Source organism: Streptomyces sp. CA-243310 (assembly GCF_050936775.1).
Classification (GTDB): Bacteria; Actinomycetota; Actinomycetes; order Streptomycetales; family Streptomycetaceae; genus Streptomyces.
In genome coordinates, this window is the sequence record NZ_JBNJMF010000001.1 from 2,380,400 (window position 1) to 2,397,719 (window position 17,320).

Consider the following 17,320-nt stretch of genomic DNA (forward strand, 5'->3'; position numbering starts at 1 on the left):
TCTGAACCCGTACAGCCGGACGAACCGCCGACAAGGCCGGACGGACCACCGACAAGGAGCGCGGACCCATGGGCAAGCTGACCCTCACCACCTTCCTCAGCCTCGACGGCGTGATGCAGGCCCCCGGAGGACCGGAGGAGGACACCAGTGACGGCTTCCGGTACGGCGGCTGGATCGTGCCGTTCGCCGACGAGGGCATGGGCGAGTTCGTCACGCAGGTCTTCGACCGCGCCGGGGCGTTCCTGCTCGGGCGCCGGACGTACGAGGTCTTCGCGGGACACTGGCCGCGGTACACCGATCCGACCGACCCGATCGCGAGCCGACTGAACGGACTGCCCAAGTACGTGCCCTCGACCACCCTCAAGGAGCCCGCCTGGGCCGGGACCACGGTGCTCGACGGCGAGCACCTCCAAGCCGAGATCACGCGGGTCAAGGACAAGCTGGAGGGGGAACTCCAGGTGCACGGCAGCGGCGCCCTCGCCCAGTGGCTGCTGGCGCGCGATCTGGTCGACGAGCTGAACCTGCTGGTCTTCCCGGTGTTCCTGGGCGCCGGGCGCCGACTGTTCCCCACCGGCGGCCTGCCGACCGCCTGCGAGGTGCTCGACTCCCGCACCACCTCGAAGGGCACGTCCATCCACACCTACCGCCCGGTGGGTCGGGCCCGCTTCGGCTCCTTCGCCTGACGGTCGGGGCGGGCCGGTGGGATGGCGGGCCGGGTTCCCGCCGGGTGCGACCGGCGGGGCGAATCCCACGGCCGGTGCCCGGCAAACCGCTCGACCGGCGTGATCGCGCTCGGGTAGCGTGGTCACGCCCCGTGCGAGCCACCGAAGTCTCCACCCGCCTGCTGCCGTTGGAGAACCGGTGTCCACCCTCGCCGCCCCCGCCCCCGTCGCCGCCCCCGGCAGAGCCTGGCTCGCCGATCTGCCGGTCCTGCTCGTCGCCGTCGTCTGGGGGTGCAGCTACCTCGCCGCGAAGGGGATCACCACCACCCACACCGTGATCGCGGTGCTCGTGCTGCGCTTCGCGCTCGTCCTGCCCGTCCTCGTCGGCGTCGGTCTGCGGCGGCTGCGCGCACTGAACGCCGCCCAACTGCGCGGCGCCGGGCTGCTGGGCCTGGTGCTCGGCGGGATCTTCCTCCTGGAGACCCACGGGGTCGTCCACACCTCCGCCACGAACGCCGGGCTGATCATCAGTCTGACCATGATCTTCACCCCGCTCGCCGAGGCCGCCGTCCGGCGCGTGCGGCCCTCGCCCGGATTCCTCGGCGCCGCCGCCGTGTCCGTCGCGGGCGTGGTGCTGCTCACCCAGGGAGCGGGCTTCACCGTCCCCGGCCTCGGCGACCTGCTCATCCTCGGCGCCGCCCTCGCCCGGACCCTGCACGTCCTGCTGATGGCCCGGATCAAGGCCGTCCAGGACGCCGACCCGCTCTCCCTCACCACGGTCCAACTCGGCTGCGCCGTAGCCGTGTTCGCCGTCCTGGCCCTGCTTCCCGGCAGCGGGGCGAGCCCCTGGGAGGCCGCCGCCGCATTCGATTCCCGCCAGTGGGCGGGGCTCGTCTTCCTGGCCGTCTTCTGCACCCTCTTCGCCTTCTTCGTGCAGATGTGGGCCGTGCGCCGCACCTCGCCCTCCCGCGTCAGCCTGTTGCTGGGCACCGAACCCCTGTGGGCGGCCGCCGCCGGCATCGTGATGGCCGGCGAGCGGCTCGGCGCCGTGGGCCTCGTCGGGGTCGCGCTGGTGCTCGGCGGCACGGCCTGGGGTCGGCGCGCCGCAGCCTGAACGAATGGCCGAAAGCCGCTCCTTCGATGTCAACTACACGTCTAGGCTGACGACATGCCGGTTCTGGACCTCAGTACGATCGCCGAAGACTTCAACGAAAACCCGTACCCCCACTACGCGCGGCTGCGGGAGATCGCCCCCGTCCACCGCGTCAAGGCGGTGGACGGGCAGGAAGTCTGGCTCGTCGTCGGTCACGACGAGGCGCGCCAAGCCCTGACCCACCCCGACGTGTCCAAGAACTGGCTGACGTCCGGGCTCTACACCGACCGCGAGAAAACGGACGCCAGCGCCAACATGATGCGCGCCGACCCGCCCCACCACACCCGGCTGCGCCGGCTGGTCTCGCGGTCCTTCGCCCCCGGCCGGATCGAGACCCTGCGGCCCCGCATCCAGCAGATCGTCGACGGGCTCCTCGACGACATGGCCGCCCTGCCCGAACGTCGCGCCGACCTGATCGACGCCTTCGCCCGGCCGCTGCCCATGACGGTGATCTGCGAACTCCTCGGGATACCGGAGGACGCCCGGGGCCCCTTCCACGAGTGGGTCACCGAGATCGTCTCGCCGACCGGGGTGGAGGCCGAGAACACCGCCCTGCGCGCGATGACGGCGTACCTGGCCGAACTGACCGACGCCAAGCTCGCCGAACCGGGCGACGACCTGCTCAGCGACTGGACCACCAGCCGCGGCGAGGACGGGGACCGGCTCTCGCGGCAGGAACTGGTCGCCATGGCCTTCCTGATGATGATCGGCGGCCACGAGACCACCGTGCACCTGATCTCCAACGCGATGCGGGCCCTCTTCGCCCACCCCGCCCAGCTCGCGGCCCTGCGCGCCGACCTCGACGGGCTCACCGACAGCGCCGTGGAAGAGGCCCTGCGCTACGACGGGCCGGTGGAGACGGCCACCTTCCGCTTCGCCCGCGCGGACCTGGAGATCGGCGGCGCCCTGATCGAGGCCGGCTCGCCCGTCCTGGTCTCCCTCGCCGGAGCCGACCGGGACCCCGCCCGCTTCGCGCATCCCGACACCTTCGACATCCGCCGCCCCGGACGCGGCGGCGGCCACATCGCCTTCGGCCACGGCATCCACCACTGCGTCGGCGCCCCCCTCGGCCGCCTGGAGGGTCGGATCGCGATCCGCTCGATCCTGGAGCGCTTCCCCGCCCTGGAGGAGGAGCCGATCGAGCACGCGTGGGTACCCGGCATCCTCGTCCGCGGCGTCCTCGGCCACCCGGTGCGCTGGTAGCCGGCCGGGCGCCCGCGATGTCCCGCGGCTCACAGGTCCGGCAGCTCCTCCAAGCGCACCCGGCGCCGCTCCCGCCGGGACAACTCGCACGCCTCCGCGATCCGCAGCGCGGCGAGCGCCTCGCGGCCGTCGCACGGATTGGGTCCGTCGCCGCGCACCAGCCGCACGAAGGCCGCCAGCTCCGCCTCGTACGCGGGGGCGAACCGTTCCAGGAAGCCCGTCCACGGCTTGCTCGCCGCGGGCGGGCCGTGCGGCTCCGTCGAGGCGATCGGCGTACGGTCGTCCAGCCCCGTGGAGACCTGGTCCCGCTCCCCGGCGAGTTCCATCCGCACGTCGTACCCGGCGCCGTTGCACCGGGTGCCGGTGCTGCTGACCAGCGTCCCGTCGTCCAGGGTGAGGACGGCCACCGCCGTGTCGACGTCACCCGTCTCCCGGAACACGGACGGCCCCGCGTCCGACCCGGCCGCGTACACCTCGCTCACCTCGTGCCCGGTCACCCAGCGGACCATGTCGAAGTCGTGCACCAGGCAGTCCCGGTACAGCCCGCCGGAGCCCGCCAGATAGGCCGCGGTCGGCGGCGACGGATCGGCCGTCGTCGTCCGTACGGTGTGCAGCCGCCCCAGCGCGCCCGAACGGACCAGCTCCCGCGCGGCGGCGTAGCCCTCGTCGAAGCGGCGCATGAACCCCGACTGGAGCACCCCGCCCAGCGCCGTCACCTCGCGCAGCACGCTCAGGGTGCGGGTCAGGTCCGGTGCCACCGGCTTCTCGCAGAACACCGGCAGCCCGCCGCGCACCGCCCGGACGATCAGCTCGGCGTGCCCGTCGGTGGAGCAGCACACGACGACCGCGTCCACGCCCCAGGTGAAGATCTGCTCCACGGTGGGCGCGGCCGTGGCCCCCAACCGATCCGCGAGCCGCGCGGCCCGCGCGGGGTCGACGTCGGCGAGCAGCAGCGAGCCGGCGTCCGGGTGGCGGGCCAGGGCCGCCGCGTGGAACGAGCCGATCCGGCCGGTTCCGATGAGCCCGATGCGCATGCACTCAACGTGACCCCGTATGGGGGACCTGTCAATCCGCCCGACGCCGCCCCGATGGGCTCCCGTGGTCCACTGTGGCGGATACTGGGCGGCTGGAACCGGAATGGACCGCTTTGACATCGATCCGCTTCGACATCCGAGAAGTGCAGGACAAGGGAAGGGCGCGGCGACGTGGCTAGGGTTCGGACAGGGGTGCGCGTCATGGGCGTCGTGCTCGCGGCGGTACTGGGTGCCTCCCTCGCGGGGTGCAGCAGTACGGGCGGCAAACGAGCCGAGGAGCGGGCGAAGGCCGCCGAGGCCGGCCGGCCCGCCGTGTCCACCCCGCGCTGGACCTTCGCGATGGTCACCCACGCGGGTGACGGCGACACCTTCTGGGACATCGTGCAGAAGGGCGCCAAGGAGGCCGCGGCAAAGGACAACATCAAGTTCGTCTACGCCCACGACGACCAGGCACAACAGCAGGCGCAGTTCGTGCAGAACGCCATCGACCAGAAGGTCGACGGGATCATCGTGAGCCTGGCCAAGCCCGACGCCCTCAAGGACGTCGTCGCCAAGGCCGTCAAGGCCGGCATCCCGGTCGTCACGGTCAACTCGGGATCCGCCCAGTCCGCCGAGTACGGGGCCCTGACCCACATCGGCCAGGACGAGGAGATCGCCGGCGAGGCGGTCGGCACCGAGCTGGCCAAGCGCGGGAAGAAGAAGGCCGTCTGCGTCCTGCACGAACAGGGCAACGTCGGCCACGAGCAGCGCTGCGCCGGGGCGAAGAAGACCTTCGGCGAGTCCGGCGGGGTCATGGAGAACCTCTACGTCGAGGGCACCAACATGCCCTCCGTCCAGTCGTCCCTCCAGGCGAAGCTGCAAGCGGACCCCTCCGTCGACGCGATCGTCACCCTCGGCGCGCCCTTCGCCGCGACCGCCGTCAAGGCGAAGGGCGCGGCCGGCAGCAAGGCCGAGGTGGACACCTTCGACCTCAATGAGTCAGTGGCGAGGGACCTCAAGTCGGGCGCCCTCGGCTTCGCCGTCGACCAACAGCCCTACCTCCAGGGGTACGAGGCCGTCGACCTGCTCTGGCTCAACCTCTACAACGCGAACGTCCTCGGCGGCGGCCGCCCGGTCCTCACCGGACCGGCGATCGTCACCGGCGCACAGGCCGCCGAGCTGGAGAAGTACATCAAGCGGGGCAGCCGATGAGCGCGACCGCCGGTGCGACGGTCGACGAGCGGGCGGCCCCCACCTCGCTCGTGCGCCGTCTGCTGGCCCGCCCCGAGCTGGGCGCGGTCGTCGGCGCGGTCGCCGTCTTCGTGTTCTTCTCCTTCGCCGCGGACAGCTTCCTGCGGGCCTCCAGCCTGAGCACCGTCCTGTACTCGGCCTCCACCATCGGGATCATGGCGGTGCCGGTGGCCCTGCTGATGATCGGCGGCGAGTTCGACCTGTCGGCCGGCGTCATGGTCACCACCTCGGCGCTGGTCAGCTCGATGTTCAGCTACCAGATGACCGCGAACGTCTGGGTCGGCGTCCTGGTGTCCCTGCTGGTCACCCTCGCCATCGGCTTCTTCAACGGGTTCATGCTGACCCGCACCAAGCTGCCGAGCTTCATCATCACGCTCGGCACCTTCCTGATGCTGACCGGCCTGAACCTCGGCTTCACCAAGCTCATCAGCGGCTCCGTCTCCACCAAGAGCATCGCCGACATGGAGGGCTTCTCCTCCGCGCGGGCCCTGTTCGCCTCCGAGTGGAACATCGGCTCGGTCACCCTCAAGGTCACCATCCTCTGGTGGTTCGCCCTGGTCGCCGTCGCGACCTGGATCCTGCTGCGCACCCGCGCCGGGAACTGGATCTTCGCGGTGGGCGGCGGGGCCGACGCGGCCCGCGCGACCGGCGTACCCGTCGTGAAGACCCGCATCGGGCTCTACATGGGCGTCGCGCTCTGCGCCTGGATCTCCGGGCAGCACATCCTCTTCTCGTTCGACGTGGTGCAGTCCGGCGAGGGCGTCGGCAACGAGTTCCTCTACATCATCGCGGCCGTCATCGGAGGCTGTCTGATGACCGGCGGCTACGGCTCGGCCATCGGCTCGGCGGTCGGCGCCTTCATCTTCGGCATGACCAGCAACGGCATCGTGTACGCCCAGTGGAACCCGGACTGGTTCAAGTTCTTCCTCGGCGCCATGCTGCTGCTCGCCACGCTGCTCAACGCATGGGTCCGCAAGCGGGCGGAGGCGAAGTGATGACCGACAGCGCGACCAAGGCCGTGCCCGACGGCGCGACCGCCCTCGTCAGGCTGACGGACGTCAGCAAGTTCTACGGCCACATCAAGGCCCTCCAGGGGGTCTCCCTGGAGGTGTCCGCCGGCGAGATCACCTGTGTCCTCGGCGACAACGGCGCCGGCAAGTCCACCCTCATCAAGATCATCGCGGGGTTGCACCGGCACGACGCCGGCACCTTCGAGATCGAGGGCGAGGAGACCGTGCTGGCCAACCCGCGCGCGGCCCTCGACCACGGCATCGCCACCGTCTACCAGGACCTCGCCGTGGTCCCGCTGATGCCGGTCTGGCGGAACTTCTTCCTCGGATCCGAGCCCACCAGGGGCCGGGGCCCCTTCCGCCGCCTCGACGTGGACCTCATGCGCGCGACCACCCGGGCCGAGCTGCTCCGGATGGGCATCGACCTGCGGGACGTGGACCAGCCCATCGGCACCCTGTCCGGCGGCGAGCGCCAGTGCGTGGCCATCGCCCGCGCGGTGTACTTCGGCGCGAAGGTCCTCGTCCTCGACGAGCCCACGGCGGCCCTCGGCGTCAAGCAGTCCGGCGTGGTCCTGAAGTACGTCGCCGCCGCCCGCGACGCGGGCCTCGGGGTGGTGTTGATCACGCACAACCCGCACCACGCCTACCTGGTCGGCGACCGTTTCGTGCTCCTGAAGCGGGGCACCATGGCGGGCAGCCACACCCGCGACTCGATCACCCTCGACGAGCTCACCCGACAGATGGCGGGCGGGTCCGAGCTCGACGAACTGAGCCACGAACTGGAGCGAGTGGCAGAATCGGGAGCGGACGGACCGCCGTCCGACGCAGCCGACCCGGCTCCCCCCACCCCGCGGACCACGAGGGACGACACGACTCGATGAGCACGTACCGGGACTTCTCGCTCGCCCATCGGGGGTCGGCGCGGGGCACCGTCCTGCGGACCGTCGGGACCCGTGAGCGCCGGTCGCTGCTGACCGCCCCGCGGGTCCCCACCGTCGGCATCGACATCGGCGGCACCAAGGTCATGGCCGGGGTGGTGGACGCGGACGGGGTCATCCTGGAGAAGATCCGCGCCGAGACCCCCGACAAGTCCAAGAGCCCCAAGGTCGTCGAGGACACCATCGTCGAGCTGGTCCTGGACCTCTCCGACCGGCACGACGTCCACGCGGTGGGCATCGGCGCGGCCGGCTGGGTGGACGCCGACCGCTCCCGCGTCCTGTTCGCCCCGCACCTCGCCTGGCGCGACGAGCCGCTGCGCGACGCCCTCCAGTCCCGGCTCGCCGTCCCGGTCATGGTCGACAACGATGCCAACACCGCGGCCTGGGCCGAATGGCGCTTCGGCGCCGGACGCGGCGAGGACCACCTCGTCATGATCACGCTGGGCACCGGCATCGGCGGCGCCATCCTCGAAGGCGGCCAGGTCAAGCGCGGCCGCTACGGAGTGGCCGGCGAGTTCGGCCACATGCAGGTCGTCCCCGGCGGACACCGCTGCCCCTGCGGCAACCGCGGCTGCTGGGAGCAGTACAGCTCCGGCAACGCCCTGGTCCGCGAGGCGCGCGAGCTGGCCGCGGCCGACTCCCCGGTCGCCTACAACATCATCGCCAAGGTCGGCGGCAACGTCCACGAGATCACCGGCCCGCTCATCACCGAGCTGGCCCGCGAGGGCGATGCCATGTGCATCGAGCTCCTCCAGGACATCGGCCAGTGGCTGGGCGTCGGCATCGCCAACCTCGCCGCCGCCCTCGACCCCTCCTGCTTCGTCATCGGCGGCGGCGTCAGCGCCGCCGACGACCTGCTCATCGGACCCGCCCGGGACGCCTTCCGGCGCCACCTCACCGGCCGCGGCTACCGCCCCGAGGCCCGGATCGCGAAGGCCCAGCTCGGCCCGGAAGCCGGCATGGTCGGCGCCGCCGACCTCGCCCGACTCGTCGCCCGACGTTTCCGCCGGGCCACCCGCCGCCGCGTGGAGCGGTACGAGCGCTACGCGCAGCTGGGCCGCCGCGACCTCGGCGCCGCCAAGGACCGGGAGCAGGAACAGCAGTGAACCCGCCCACCCTGCCCCACCAGGCTCCCGCTCCCGACGAGGAAGGCAGACCGCGGCCCCCGGCCGAGGACCGCCGCCACGTGGTCCGGCGCCGCTGGATCACCGCGATCATCATCGTGCTGCTCATCGGGGTCCCCGCGGGCTACCTCGCGGTGTCGGCCCAGCAGAGCCGCCAGAGCGGCCGCGACAAGGCCGCCAAGGTCGGTGCGGTCCACGTGCGCCCGGCCTGGCCCTCCAAGGTCCAGCGCAGCATCTACGAGGTGCCGATCCCCGATCAGGCCTCGGCCGTCGGCTACCTGGAGACCAACAACTGGCACACCAGCCGGCTCTACACCGAGTTCGCCCTCACCCCCGCGCAGTTGGACACCTTCCTGGCCGACGCGGGCACCCGTCGGGAGGCGTTGACCCGGGGGGTGTCGATCTCCGGTCACGACGCCCGGATCGCCGGCTGGAACTGGAAACCGGACCATGCGTGGTTCGGCATCACCCTGGACGCCAAGGAACCCCGCCCCACCAGGGACATCACGGTCGACATGAGCGACCCCGCGGCCCCCAGGGTGTACGTGGTCTCCACCGCCATCCCGTAGCCGTGTCCGCGGGCCAGGCGAGACTTCGACGACAGGGCCTAGCCTGGGATCATGAAGCTCACCAAGCGGCTCCACTCCTGCGTCCAGCTGGAGAAGGACGGGCGCGTGCTCGTCATCGACCCGGGCGCCTTCAGCGAACCCGACGCCGGCCTGGGGGCCGACGTCCTGCTGGTCACGCACGAGCATCCCGACCACTTCGAGGAGGGCCGGCTGCGCGCCGCCCTCGAAGCGAACCCCGCCGCCGAGTTGTGGACCTTGCGCAGCGTCGCCGAGAAGCTGGCCCCGGCCCATCCCGGCCGGGTGCACACGGTGGGGCACGGGGACGCCTTCACCGCGGGCGGTTTCGAGGTGCGGGTCCACGGCGAGCTGCACGCCGTGATCCACCCGGACATCCCCCGGGTCACGAATGTCGGGTTCCTGGTCGATGGTTCGCTCTTCCACCCGGGCGACGCGCTGACCGTGCCCGACGCCCCCGTGGACACCCTGATGCTGCCGGTGCACGCGCCCTGGAACAAGGTCTCCGAGGTGATCGACTACCTCCGCGAGGTCAAGCCCCGGCGCGCCATCGACATCCACGACGCCTACCTCGCGGACCTGGCCCGGCCGATCTACGACCTGGCCCTGGACAACCTGGGCCGCACCGACCACGGCAGGCTCACCGCCGGGGACGCCACGGACCTGTGACCGTCGGTGCCGGGCGGTAGGTTGGGTGGCATGCGTATCGCCACGTACAACGTCAATTCGATCACCGCCCGGCTGCCGCGCCTGCTGGCCTGGTTGGAGTCCTCCGGCACGGACGTCCTGTGCGTCCAGGAGACCAAGTGCTCCGCCGAGCAGTTCCCGCACGCGGAGCTCCGCGAGGCGGGTTACGAGGCCGCGGTCAACGCCACCGGCCGGTGGAACGGCGTGGCCCTGCTCTCCAAGGTGGGTCTCGACGACGTGGTGACGGGCCTGCCCGGCGGGCCCGACTACGAGGGTGTCCAGGAGCCCCGCGCCATCTCCGCCACCTGCGGCGGGGTGCGCGTCTGGTCGGTCTACGTGCCGAACGGCCGCGAGGTCGAGCACGACCACTACGGCTACAAGCTGGACTGGTTCCGGGCCCTGGCCGCCGCCGTCGCCGAAGACGCGGCCGGCCCCCGTCCGTTCGCGGTGCTCGGCGACTTCAACGTGGCGCCGACCGACGAGGACGTGTACGACCCGGCGGTCTTCGCGGGGCTCACGCACGTCACCCCCGCCGAGCGCGCCGCCCTGGAGGCGCTGCGCGAGGCCGGCCTCTCGGACGTCTTCCCGCGCGCGCTCAAGTACGACCGTCCGTACACGTTCTGGGACTACCGGATGCTCGCCTTCCCCAAGAACAGGGGCATGCGCATCGACCTGGCCTACGGGAACGCCCCCTTCGTCAAGGCCGTCACCGACGCCTACGTGGACCGCGAGGAGCGCAAGGGCAAGGGCGCGTCCGACCACGCCCCGGTCGTGGTGGACCTCGACCTCTGATCCCTGCGCGCCCTGTGGCCGGCGGCGGATCCGGGTGCCAGGCTGGTTCGCATGAACATCCCCTTCCTGGACAACTGGCTGAACCGGAACGAGAAGGAACGGGGTGCGGGACTCGCGGCCGCCCTCGTGGATGATCCCGAGGGCGTCGCCGAGTTGTTCTCGGAGTGCGAGATGCTGCGCGCCCAGGCCCGCTCGGCAGGGCTCGAACTCGACGGGAGCCCGGCTTCGTTGGAGGCGCTCGACCAGCTGATGCCCCGCTGGCGACGGGATCCCGAGGCCGTGCCGTGGCTGGGCAACGACGCCGGCTTCTACCTCGGGACCGTGATCATCCGCACCATCCCGGGCACCGTCTGGCAGGTGTGGCCGAACGGGCAACCGGTGATCCGGCTGGCCTCGGGCCGGGAGCTGAACGTGGTCGAGTCCGGGGTGTCGTGGGCGATGACCGGATCCCCCGAGTTGTCCCAGGCGTACGCCGAGGCCTCGGAGGGCTGATCTCCGGTGCCTTTATGCGGCATTTAGGCGTGTCGAGGCGAAGTGCCTTTCCACGGCTGGATAGTTTGCGCTGACCTCGACACACCGACAAGTGGGCAGGGCAGCGTATGGCCGTCGATCCGTTGATCGAGCTGCGGGACGTCAACAAGCACTTCGGGCAGTTGCACGTGCTCCAAGGCATCAACCTCACCGTCGGCCGCGGGGAGGTGGTGGTGATCATCGGCCCCTCCGGTTCCGGCAAATCGACCCTGTGTCGGGCCATCAACCGGCTGGAGACCATCGAGTCGGGAGCGATCACGCTCGACGGGAAGCCGCTGCCGGCCGAAGGCAAGGAGCTGGCGGGACTGCGCGCCGAGGTGGGCATGGTCTTCCAGTCCTTCAACCTCTTCGCGCACAAGACCGTCCTCGCCAACGTCTCGCTCGCGCAGGTCAAGGTCAGGAAGCGCAAGAAGGACGAGGCGGACAAGCGCTCCCGCGAACTGCTGGAGCGGGTGGGCCTCGCCGACCAGGCCGAGAAGTACCCCGCCCAGCTCTCCGGCGGCCAACAACAGCGCGTGGCCATCGCCCGCGCCCTCGCCATGAGCCCCAAGGCCCTGCTCTTCGACGAGCCCACGTCGGCGCTCGACCCGGAGATGATCAACGAGGTGCTGGAGGTCATGCAGCAGCTGGCCGCGGAGGGCATGACCATGGTCGTGGTCACCCACGAGATGGGCTTCGCCCGCTCCGCCGCCAACCGCGTGGTGTTCATGGCCGACGGGAAGATCATCGAGGACCGCACCCCGGAGGCTTTCTTCACCGCGCCCGAGAGCGACCGGGCCCGGGACTTCCTCTCCAAGATCCTCAAGCACTGAGGGGCCGGCCGTGATGCTCTCCCGTCGATCCCGCCTGCCCGGGGTCCTCCTCGCCCTCGCCCTGCTCGCCTCCGCGGTCGGCTGCGGCAAGGACGGCAGCCCACCCGTCAAGGGGCCCCAGCCGGAGGACCTGCCCACCTACAAGGTCGCCACCGACTTCACGCTGCCCGAGTCCCCGACCTGGCAGCGGGCCAAGAAGCGCGGCCACCTCGTCGTCGGCGCCAAGGAGGACCAGCCGTACATGGGGGAGAAGGACCCCGCCAGTGGCCGCTACTCCGGCTTCGACATCGAGATCGCCAAGATGATGTCCGCCTCCCTCGGCTTCGACCCCAAGACGATCGAGTTCAAGACGATCGCCTCCGCCAACCGCGAGACCGCCCTGCAGAACGGGCAGATCGACTACTACGTCGGCACCTACACGATCAACGACAACCGCAAGAAGCAGGTCGGCTTCGCCGGCCCCTACTTCATGGCCGGCCAGTCCCTCCTCGTGCGCAAGGACGAGAAGGACATCAAGGGCCCCGAGGACCTCGCCGGCAAGAAGGTCTGCTCCGCGGCGGGCTCCACCCCCTACCAGCGCCTCCAGAAGGAACACCCCGAGGCCGTGCTGGTCTCCTACGACACCTACTCCGTCTGTGTGGACAACCTGCTCACCTACCAGGTCGACGCCGTCTCCACCGACGACTCGATCCTCCTCGGCTACGCCGCCAAGGTCCCCGACGAACTGAAGGTCGTCGGCGAGCCCTTCTCCGAGGAGCCCTACGGGATCGGTGTCCCGCGTGGCGACAACGCCCTGCGCTTCGCCCTCGACGACGCCCTGGCGGAGAACGAGAAGAACGGCAACTGGAAGAAGGCGTACGAGGCCACGCTCGGCCTGTCCGGCGAGCCCGCCCCGACCCCACCACCCATCGACCGCTACCCGGCGAGCTGAGAGGAGCGGAGCCACCTCCATGGACGTACTCACCGAGAACTTCGCGATCTACGGCAAGGGATTCCTCGGGACCCTGCAACTCACCTTCTACGCCTCCCTGCTCGCCCTGGTCCTGGGCTTCGTGATGTGCTCCTTCCGGGTCGCACCCGTCGGATCCTTCCGGGTCTTCGGCACGGTCTGGGTCACCGTGCTGCGCAACACCCCGCTCACCCTGCTGTTCTTCGCGGTGCTGCTGGGCCTGCCCCGCTTCGGCATCGTGCTGCCCTTCCAGCTCTTCGCGATCCTCGCGCTCGGCTGCTACACCTCCGCGTTCATCTGCGAGGTGCTGCGCTCCGGCATCAACACCGTGCCCAAGGGACAGGGCGAGGCGGCCCGCAGCCTGGGGATGTCCTTCGACCAGACCCTCGGCACGGTGGTGCTGCCCCAGGCCTTCCGCTCCGTGATCCCACCCATCGGCTCCACGCTGATCGCCCTCGCCAAGAACTCGGCCATCGCGGGCGCCTTCAGCGTCAACGAGCTGCTGGGCACCTACAAGACCCTCAACGAGCTGGGCTACAGCATCATCTGGACCTTCGTCTGGATCGCCGTCGGCTACCTGATCATCACCCTGTCCATCAGCCTCCTCTTCCACGTGCTCGAGAAGCGGTTCGGAGTCGCCCGATGACCGCGCACACGCTCCACGGGGACCCGGAGTCCAGTGCCCTCTACGACATCCCCGGTCCTCGGGCCCGGCGCCGGCACTTCCTCTACGGGATCGTCTCCACGGCGCTGATCCTGCTGGTGCTGGCCTGGATCCTCTACCTGCTCTTCGACACCGACCAGTTCACCGCCGCCAAGTGGACCCCCTTCGAGTACAAGGGCATCCAGGAACTGTTGCTCAGGGGGCTGGGCAACACCCTCAAGGCCTTCGCGTACGCCTCCGTGCTCTCGCTCGCGCTGGGCGCGGTGCTGGCCACCGGACGGATGTCGATCCACCGTCCGGTGCGCTGGCTCGCCACGCTGTGCGTGGAGTTCTTCCGGGCGATGCCCGTCCTGGTGATGATCTTCTTCATCTTCGTCGCGCTGAAGGTCCAGCCGCTGCCGGCGCTGGTGGCGGGGCTGACCCTCTACAACGGCTCGGTGCTGGCGGAGGTCTTCCGCACGGGGATCAACTCGGTCGAGAAGGGCCAGCGCGAGGCCGCGTACGCCCTGGGCATGCGCAAGACCCAGGTGATGACCTTCGTCCTGGCCCCGCAGGCGGTCCGGGCGATGCTGCCCACGATCATCAGCCAGCTCGTGGTGGCCCTGAAGGACACCTCGCTGGGCTATCTGATCACCTACGAGGAGTTCCTGCACGCGGGCAAGCTGATCGCCTCGAACCTGGACTACGACCTGCCGTTCATCCCGGTCGTCATGATCATCTCTCCCATCTACATCGGCATGTGCATGCTGCTGTCCTGGTTCGCCACCTGGGTGGCGCGACGGCAGCGGCACAATCCGAAGACCGAGGCGGTCACCGTCGCCCCGGCCGAACCGGGAACGGCGCTGCCGGGCGGACGCACGTAGTCCGCCCGCGGCCCGAAGGGCCAACCCGCCCGGCGGCAGCCGCGGTCACTGCTCGCGCAGCGGCACCGAGACGTACGAGGGATCGGTGCGCGGCGAGGAGAAGGTCAGCTGCGCGCCGGTGGGGTTGTGCTCGATGTAGAGCGGGTCGACGGTGTCCACGACCAGGGCGAGCCGATGGCCGGCCGGGACGTCGTAGGCGGTGGAGAAGAGGTCGAGGTCCACCCCGAAGGCCTGGTTCGGCGTCTTCCCGTGGAAGGTGTACGGGGCGTTGCTGACCAGCTTGCCGAGGCCGAGAGGGCCGACGTCGTAGAGGTAGGCGACGAAGGTGCCGTCCGCCTTGGTGGGCGTGACGGTGGTGTGCACCTTGACCGTGCCGCGGACCCTGCGGACCTCGTCCTGGCGGTCCGACTGCCAGACGGCGGCGAAGGCGCGGGGCAGGAGCGGGATGGAGGCGACCGGGGGTGCCTTGACGAACTGGTCGAGGATGCTGGACAGGAAGAGGGTGCCGCCGTTGGCGCCGGAGTCGACGTTGGCGAACACGTGCTCGCTGTCGGAGAGCGCCAGCCGCTGCGTTCCGCCCGAGCCGACCGACTTCCAGTCGGCGTAGCCCTCGTAGCCTTCGGTGCTGCGGGACTTGATCTGCACCGGGGCCTCGGAGTCCACGCCGTTGCGCTCGCCCTTGAGGTAGCGGTCGAACCAGCGGTGGGCGTTGGTCCAGGTGTCGTTGGGCAGTCCGAGCAGGCCGGTGGCCTCGGCGGTGGCGTGGTCGCCGGGACGGAATTCCAGGCGCTTGGGTCCGGTCAGCTTCTCGAAGAAGTCCGCGTACTGGTTGGGCGGGAAGATGGTGTCCCCCCAGGCGTTGCCCAGCATGACCGCGGCGCCGTTGGCGTTGATGCGGTCCACCTCGTAGGCGGCGGAGCGCTTCTTGCCCCAGTCGATCATCTGCTGTTCGCGATCCAGCCGGGAGCCGAGGAAGTCGTCCAGGATCTGCTGGAGTTCGGGTCCGGGGCGGCCGGTGATCCGCCCGGCGACGCCGAGCATCCCGGCCGCCTGCCGGTGCTGGGTGCGGCCGGAGTAGATCGACTCGATGAGGTCGGCCCAGCCGCTGAGCGCGACCACCGCCTTGATCCGGGGGTCGCGGGCCGAGGCGAGCAGGCTGATGCCCGCGCCGTAGGAGACCCCGCCGAGCCCGACGCGGGCGGCGTCGGCCGGGGTGTTGGCGAGGGCCCAGTCGATGACGGCGGAGACGTCGGCGGTGTCGGCCGGGCCGGCCGTCTCGATCTGTCCGCCGGAGAGCCAGAAGCCGCGGGAGGTGTAACTGACCACGACGTAACCGGAGTCGGCGAGCTTCTTGGCCTGGGCGGCGTACTCGATCTGCGGCAGGCCCCAGCTGGTGGGCAGCACGATCAGCGGGTACCTCGCGCCGGCCCCGGCGCCCGCGGGGGTGAAGACGTTGCCCTTGAGGGTGATGCCGCCGGAGCCGGGGATGTCGTGGAAGCGCAGTTCCGGCGAGGTGCCGGAGGCGGCGGTGGGCCCGGTGACGGGCGCCGCCTGGGCCTGGTGGGGGGCCAGGCCCAGGGCGGTCGCCGCGAGCACGGCCGCCACGGTCGCTGCGGCCGCTGCGGTGCTGGTGGTGCGGACCATCTGTCGCTCCTCGCGTGCGCCGGTGTCAAAGTGACCCGACGGTAACGGGAGGGACTTACCGTAGGTAACCCGTGAGTAAGTTACGTACGAGTAACGATTGACTGAAGTTCAACGCATCGGCCCGCGGCGGAGGGTGTCATGTGGTCAGCCGTTCTGCGGCGCGCCGTTCAGCGCGCTCTTGGCCTTCCACTCGTCAAAGGTCAGGTTCCACTCGCCGTAACCGTTGCCGATGTCCGCACGCCCCTTGGAGCCGCTGCCGACGACCTCGAAGGGATCCCCGACCTGCACCTGCTCGTAGAACGCCGCCGCGTTGGCGTCGCTCATGCCCACGCAGCCGGAACTGGAGTTGGCCCTGCCGAAGTTGGCGCTGTTCCACGGGGCGGCGTGCGCGTACATGCCCGACCAGGTCAACCGCATCGAGTAGTCGACCATCTTGTCGTAGGAGTCGCCCAGGCCCACCGTCTGGGAATCCATCCGGATGGTGCCCTCCTTCGCCATCAGCACCATGGTCCCGGACCAGGAGGCCTTCTGACCGCCCGGGGTGCCGGCCGAGATCGGAATGGTCTTCACGACCTGGCCGCCCTCGGTGACCGCCAGCTTGTGGGTGTCGAGATCCACCTTGATCCGACGGTCCTTGCCGATCTTGAACTCGGTGGAGTAGTCCTTGGCGAACAGTCCGCCGCCCGTTCCGGAGTCGACGCCGTTCAGGTTCATCTCGACCTTCACGTCGGTGCCGGACTTCCAGAACTCCTTCGGGCGCCAGTCCACCCGGTCATTGCCGGAATAGTCCTTGAACCAACCCCAGGAACCCTCGGTGTTGTTCGACGTGGTGACCTTCAGGTGCTTCTCCACCTCGGCCTTGTTCTTCACCGGGTTGTCGAACACGATCGAGACGGGCTGCGCCACGCCCACGACCGGGGTGACCCTGCCCGGATTGATCGTGACCTTGTTCACCTTGTCGGCCGCGGACGTCTTGAAACGGGCCTCCGCGCTCTGGCTCTCCGCGTTCTGCGCCTCGACCCGGTACTCGGCCCCCGGAGACGCGTTGCGCTCCGACGTCCAGGTCCTGCCGTCGGCGGCTATCCGGCCGGCCAGTTCGCCGCCCTTGCCGTCCGTCATCTTGACCCGGGCGAGTCTGCCGTCCGCGACGGTCACCGTGACCGGTTGACCCGCCTTGACCTCGCCGCCCGTCAGGTTGACCGAGATCGCCATGGCGGCCTTCTCGCCCTTGCCCGGCTTGCCGTCGTCGGCCCCGGCGGAACCGGAACCGCTGCCGCACGCGGTCAGTGCGAGGGCCGCCAGCGCGGCGGCGCCGGCCAGTGCGGCGGTTCGACTGCGCGCCCGGGTGAGGTGACGGCGCGACAGGTCGATACGGCGTGTGCGGCTCAACGGAAACCCCTCCGAAGTAATGATCGTCCGTAAAGAGAGAGGGCGGCCGGG

At 70.4% G+C, this 17,320-nt stretch carries 18 protein-coding genes; 15 read left to right on the forward strand and 3 right to left on the reverse strand.

Going from position 1 to position 17,320, the window contains the following annotated elements; genetic code table 11:
- Window positions 1–68: 68 nt before the first annotated feature.
- The 3 genes from ACQEVM_RS10805 to ACQEVM_RS10815 all read left to right on the forward strand — a co-directional run bounded on the left by ACQEVM_RS10805 (window position 69) and on the right by ACQEVM_RS10815 (window position 3,018).
- A complete protein-coding gene (locus tag ACQEVM_RS10805) occupies window positions 69–683 on the forward strand; it encodes a dihydrofolate reductase family protein (RefSeq protein WP_433077344.1) in 615 nt (204 codons plus the stop codon).
- 178 nt (window positions 684–861) lie between these two features.
- Window positions 862–1,776, forward strand: a complete 915-nt coding sequence (locus ACQEVM_RS10810; protein WP_433077346.1) for a DMT family transporter — start codon at window positions 862–864, stop codon at window positions 1,774–1,776.
- Between the two features lie 54 nt (window positions 1,777–1,830).
- Window positions 1,831–3,018 (forward strand): cytochrome P450 family protein, encoded by a 1,188-nt coding sequence (locus ACQEVM_RS10815; RefSeq protein ID WP_433077348.1) that lies wholly within the window; start codon window positions 1,831–1,833, stop codon window positions 3,016–3,018.
- Between the two features lie 29 nt (window positions 3,019–3,047).
- On the opposite strand, the gene ACQEVM_RS10820 is transcribed toward ACQEVM_RS10815, so the two are convergent.
- Complete coding sequence (locus tag ACQEVM_RS10820; protein ID WP_433077350.1) at window positions 3,048–4,052, reverse strand: Gfo/Idh/MocA family protein; 1,005 nt, start codon at window positions 4,050–4,052, stop codon at window positions 3,048–3,050.
- Between the two features lie 201 nt (window positions 4,053–4,253).
- Here ACQEVM_RS10820 and ACQEVM_RS10825 point away from each other — a divergent pair, with 201 nt between their 5' ends.
- The 12 genes from ACQEVM_RS10825 (at window position 4,254) to ACQEVM_RS10880 (ending at window position 14,236) form a co-directional block, all read left to right on the forward strand.
- Window positions 4,254–5,243, forward strand: a complete 990-nt coding sequence (locus ACQEVM_RS10825) for a sugar ABC transporter substrate-binding protein (RefSeq protein WP_433077352.1) — start codon at window positions 4,254–4,256, stop codon at window positions 5,241–5,243.
- The gene (locus ACQEVM_RS10830; RefSeq protein ID WP_433077354.1) at window positions 5,240–6,277 is read left to right on the forward strand and encodes an ABC transporter permease; all 1,038 of its coding nucleotides are present in this window, start codon (window positions 5,240–5,242) and stop codon (window positions 6,275–6,277) included. Before ACQEVM_RS10825 ends, ACQEVM_RS10830 begins: the two co-directional genes overlap by 4 nt.
- On the forward strand, window positions 6,277–7,173 hold the full coding sequence (locus tag ACQEVM_RS10835) for an ATP-binding cassette domain-containing protein (RefSeq protein WP_433077356.1): 897 nt from the start codon (window positions 6,277–6,279) through the stop codon (window positions 7,171–7,173). The genes ACQEVM_RS10830 and ACQEVM_RS10835 overlap by 1 nt, the downstream gene beginning before the upstream one ends.
- Window positions 7,170–8,336 (forward strand): ROK family glucokinase, encoded by a 1,167-nt coding sequence (locus tag ACQEVM_RS10840; protein WP_433077358.1) that lies wholly within the window; start codon window positions 7,170–7,172, stop codon window positions 8,334–8,336. The genes ACQEVM_RS10835 and ACQEVM_RS10840 overlap by 4 nt, the downstream gene beginning before the upstream one ends.
- A complete protein-coding gene (locus ACQEVM_RS10845; protein ID WP_433077360.1) occupies window positions 8,333–8,923 on the forward strand; it encodes a hypothetical protein in 591 nt (196 codons plus the stop codon). The genes ACQEVM_RS10840 and ACQEVM_RS10845 overlap by 4 nt, the downstream gene beginning before the upstream one ends.
- A 51-nt stretch (window positions 8,924–8,974) precedes the next feature.
- Window positions 8,975–9,607: an MBL fold metallo-hydrolase gene (locus tag ACQEVM_RS10850; protein ID WP_433077362.1), complete on the forward strand. Its 633-nt coding sequence runs from the start codon at window positions 8,975–8,977 to the stop codon at window positions 9,605–9,607.
- A 30-nt stretch (window positions 9,608–9,637) separates the two neighbouring features.
- Window positions 9,638–10,417, forward strand: a complete 780-nt coding sequence (locus tag ACQEVM_RS10855) for an exodeoxyribonuclease III (protein WP_266969179.1) — start codon at window positions 9,638–9,640, stop codon at window positions 10,415–10,417.
- A gap of 51 nt (window positions 10,418–10,468) precedes the next feature.
- Window positions 10,469–10,909: a DUF6278 family protein gene (locus ACQEVM_RS10860; RefSeq protein ID WP_053676813.1), complete on the forward strand. Its 441-nt coding sequence runs from the start codon at window positions 10,469–10,471 to the stop codon at window positions 10,907–10,909.
- A 107-nt stretch (window positions 10,910–11,016) separates the two neighbouring features.
- Entirely contained in the window at window positions 11,017–11,760 is a 744-nt protein-coding gene (locus ACQEVM_RS10865) for an amino acid ABC transporter ATP-binding protein (RefSeq protein WP_433077365.1), read from the forward strand.
- 13 nt (window positions 11,761–11,773) lie between these two features.
- Window positions 11,774–12,691, forward strand: coding sequence for a glutamate ABC transporter substrate-binding protein (locus ACQEVM_RS10870; RefSeq protein ID WP_433077367.1), 918 nt, complete (start codon window positions 11,774–11,776; stop codon window positions 12,689–12,691).
- Window positions 12,692–12,710: 19 nt separating this feature from the next.
- A complete protein-coding gene (locus ACQEVM_RS10875; RefSeq protein ID WP_351379135.1) occupies window positions 12,711–13,355 on the forward strand; it encodes an amino acid ABC transporter permease in 645 nt (214 codons plus the stop codon).
- The gene (locus ACQEVM_RS10880) at window positions 13,352–14,236 is read left to right on the forward strand and encodes an amino acid ABC transporter permease (RefSeq protein WP_433077369.1); all 885 of its coding nucleotides are present in this window, start codon (window positions 13,352–13,354) and stop codon (window positions 14,234–14,236) included. Before ACQEVM_RS10875 ends, ACQEVM_RS10880 begins: the two co-directional genes overlap by 4 nt.
- Before the next feature lie 45 nt (window positions 14,237–14,281).
- Here ACQEVM_RS10880 and ACQEVM_RS10885 read toward each other — a convergent pair whose 3' ends face one another.
- Both ACQEVM_RS10885 and ACQEVM_RS10890 read right to left on the reverse strand, forming a co-directional pair.
- Window positions 14,282–15,880 (reverse strand): CocE/NonD family hydrolase, encoded by a 1,599-nt coding sequence (locus ACQEVM_RS10885; protein ID WP_433077371.1) that lies wholly within the window; start codon window positions 15,878–15,880, stop codon window positions 14,282–14,284.
- Between the two features lie 144 nt (window positions 15,881–16,024).
- Window positions 16,025–17,269 (reverse strand): Ig-like domain-containing protein, encoded by a 1,245-nt coding sequence (locus tag ACQEVM_RS10890; RefSeq protein WP_433077373.1) that lies wholly within the window; start codon window positions 17,267–17,269, stop codon window positions 16,025–16,027.
- Window positions 17,270–17,320 lie beyond the last annotated feature (51 nt).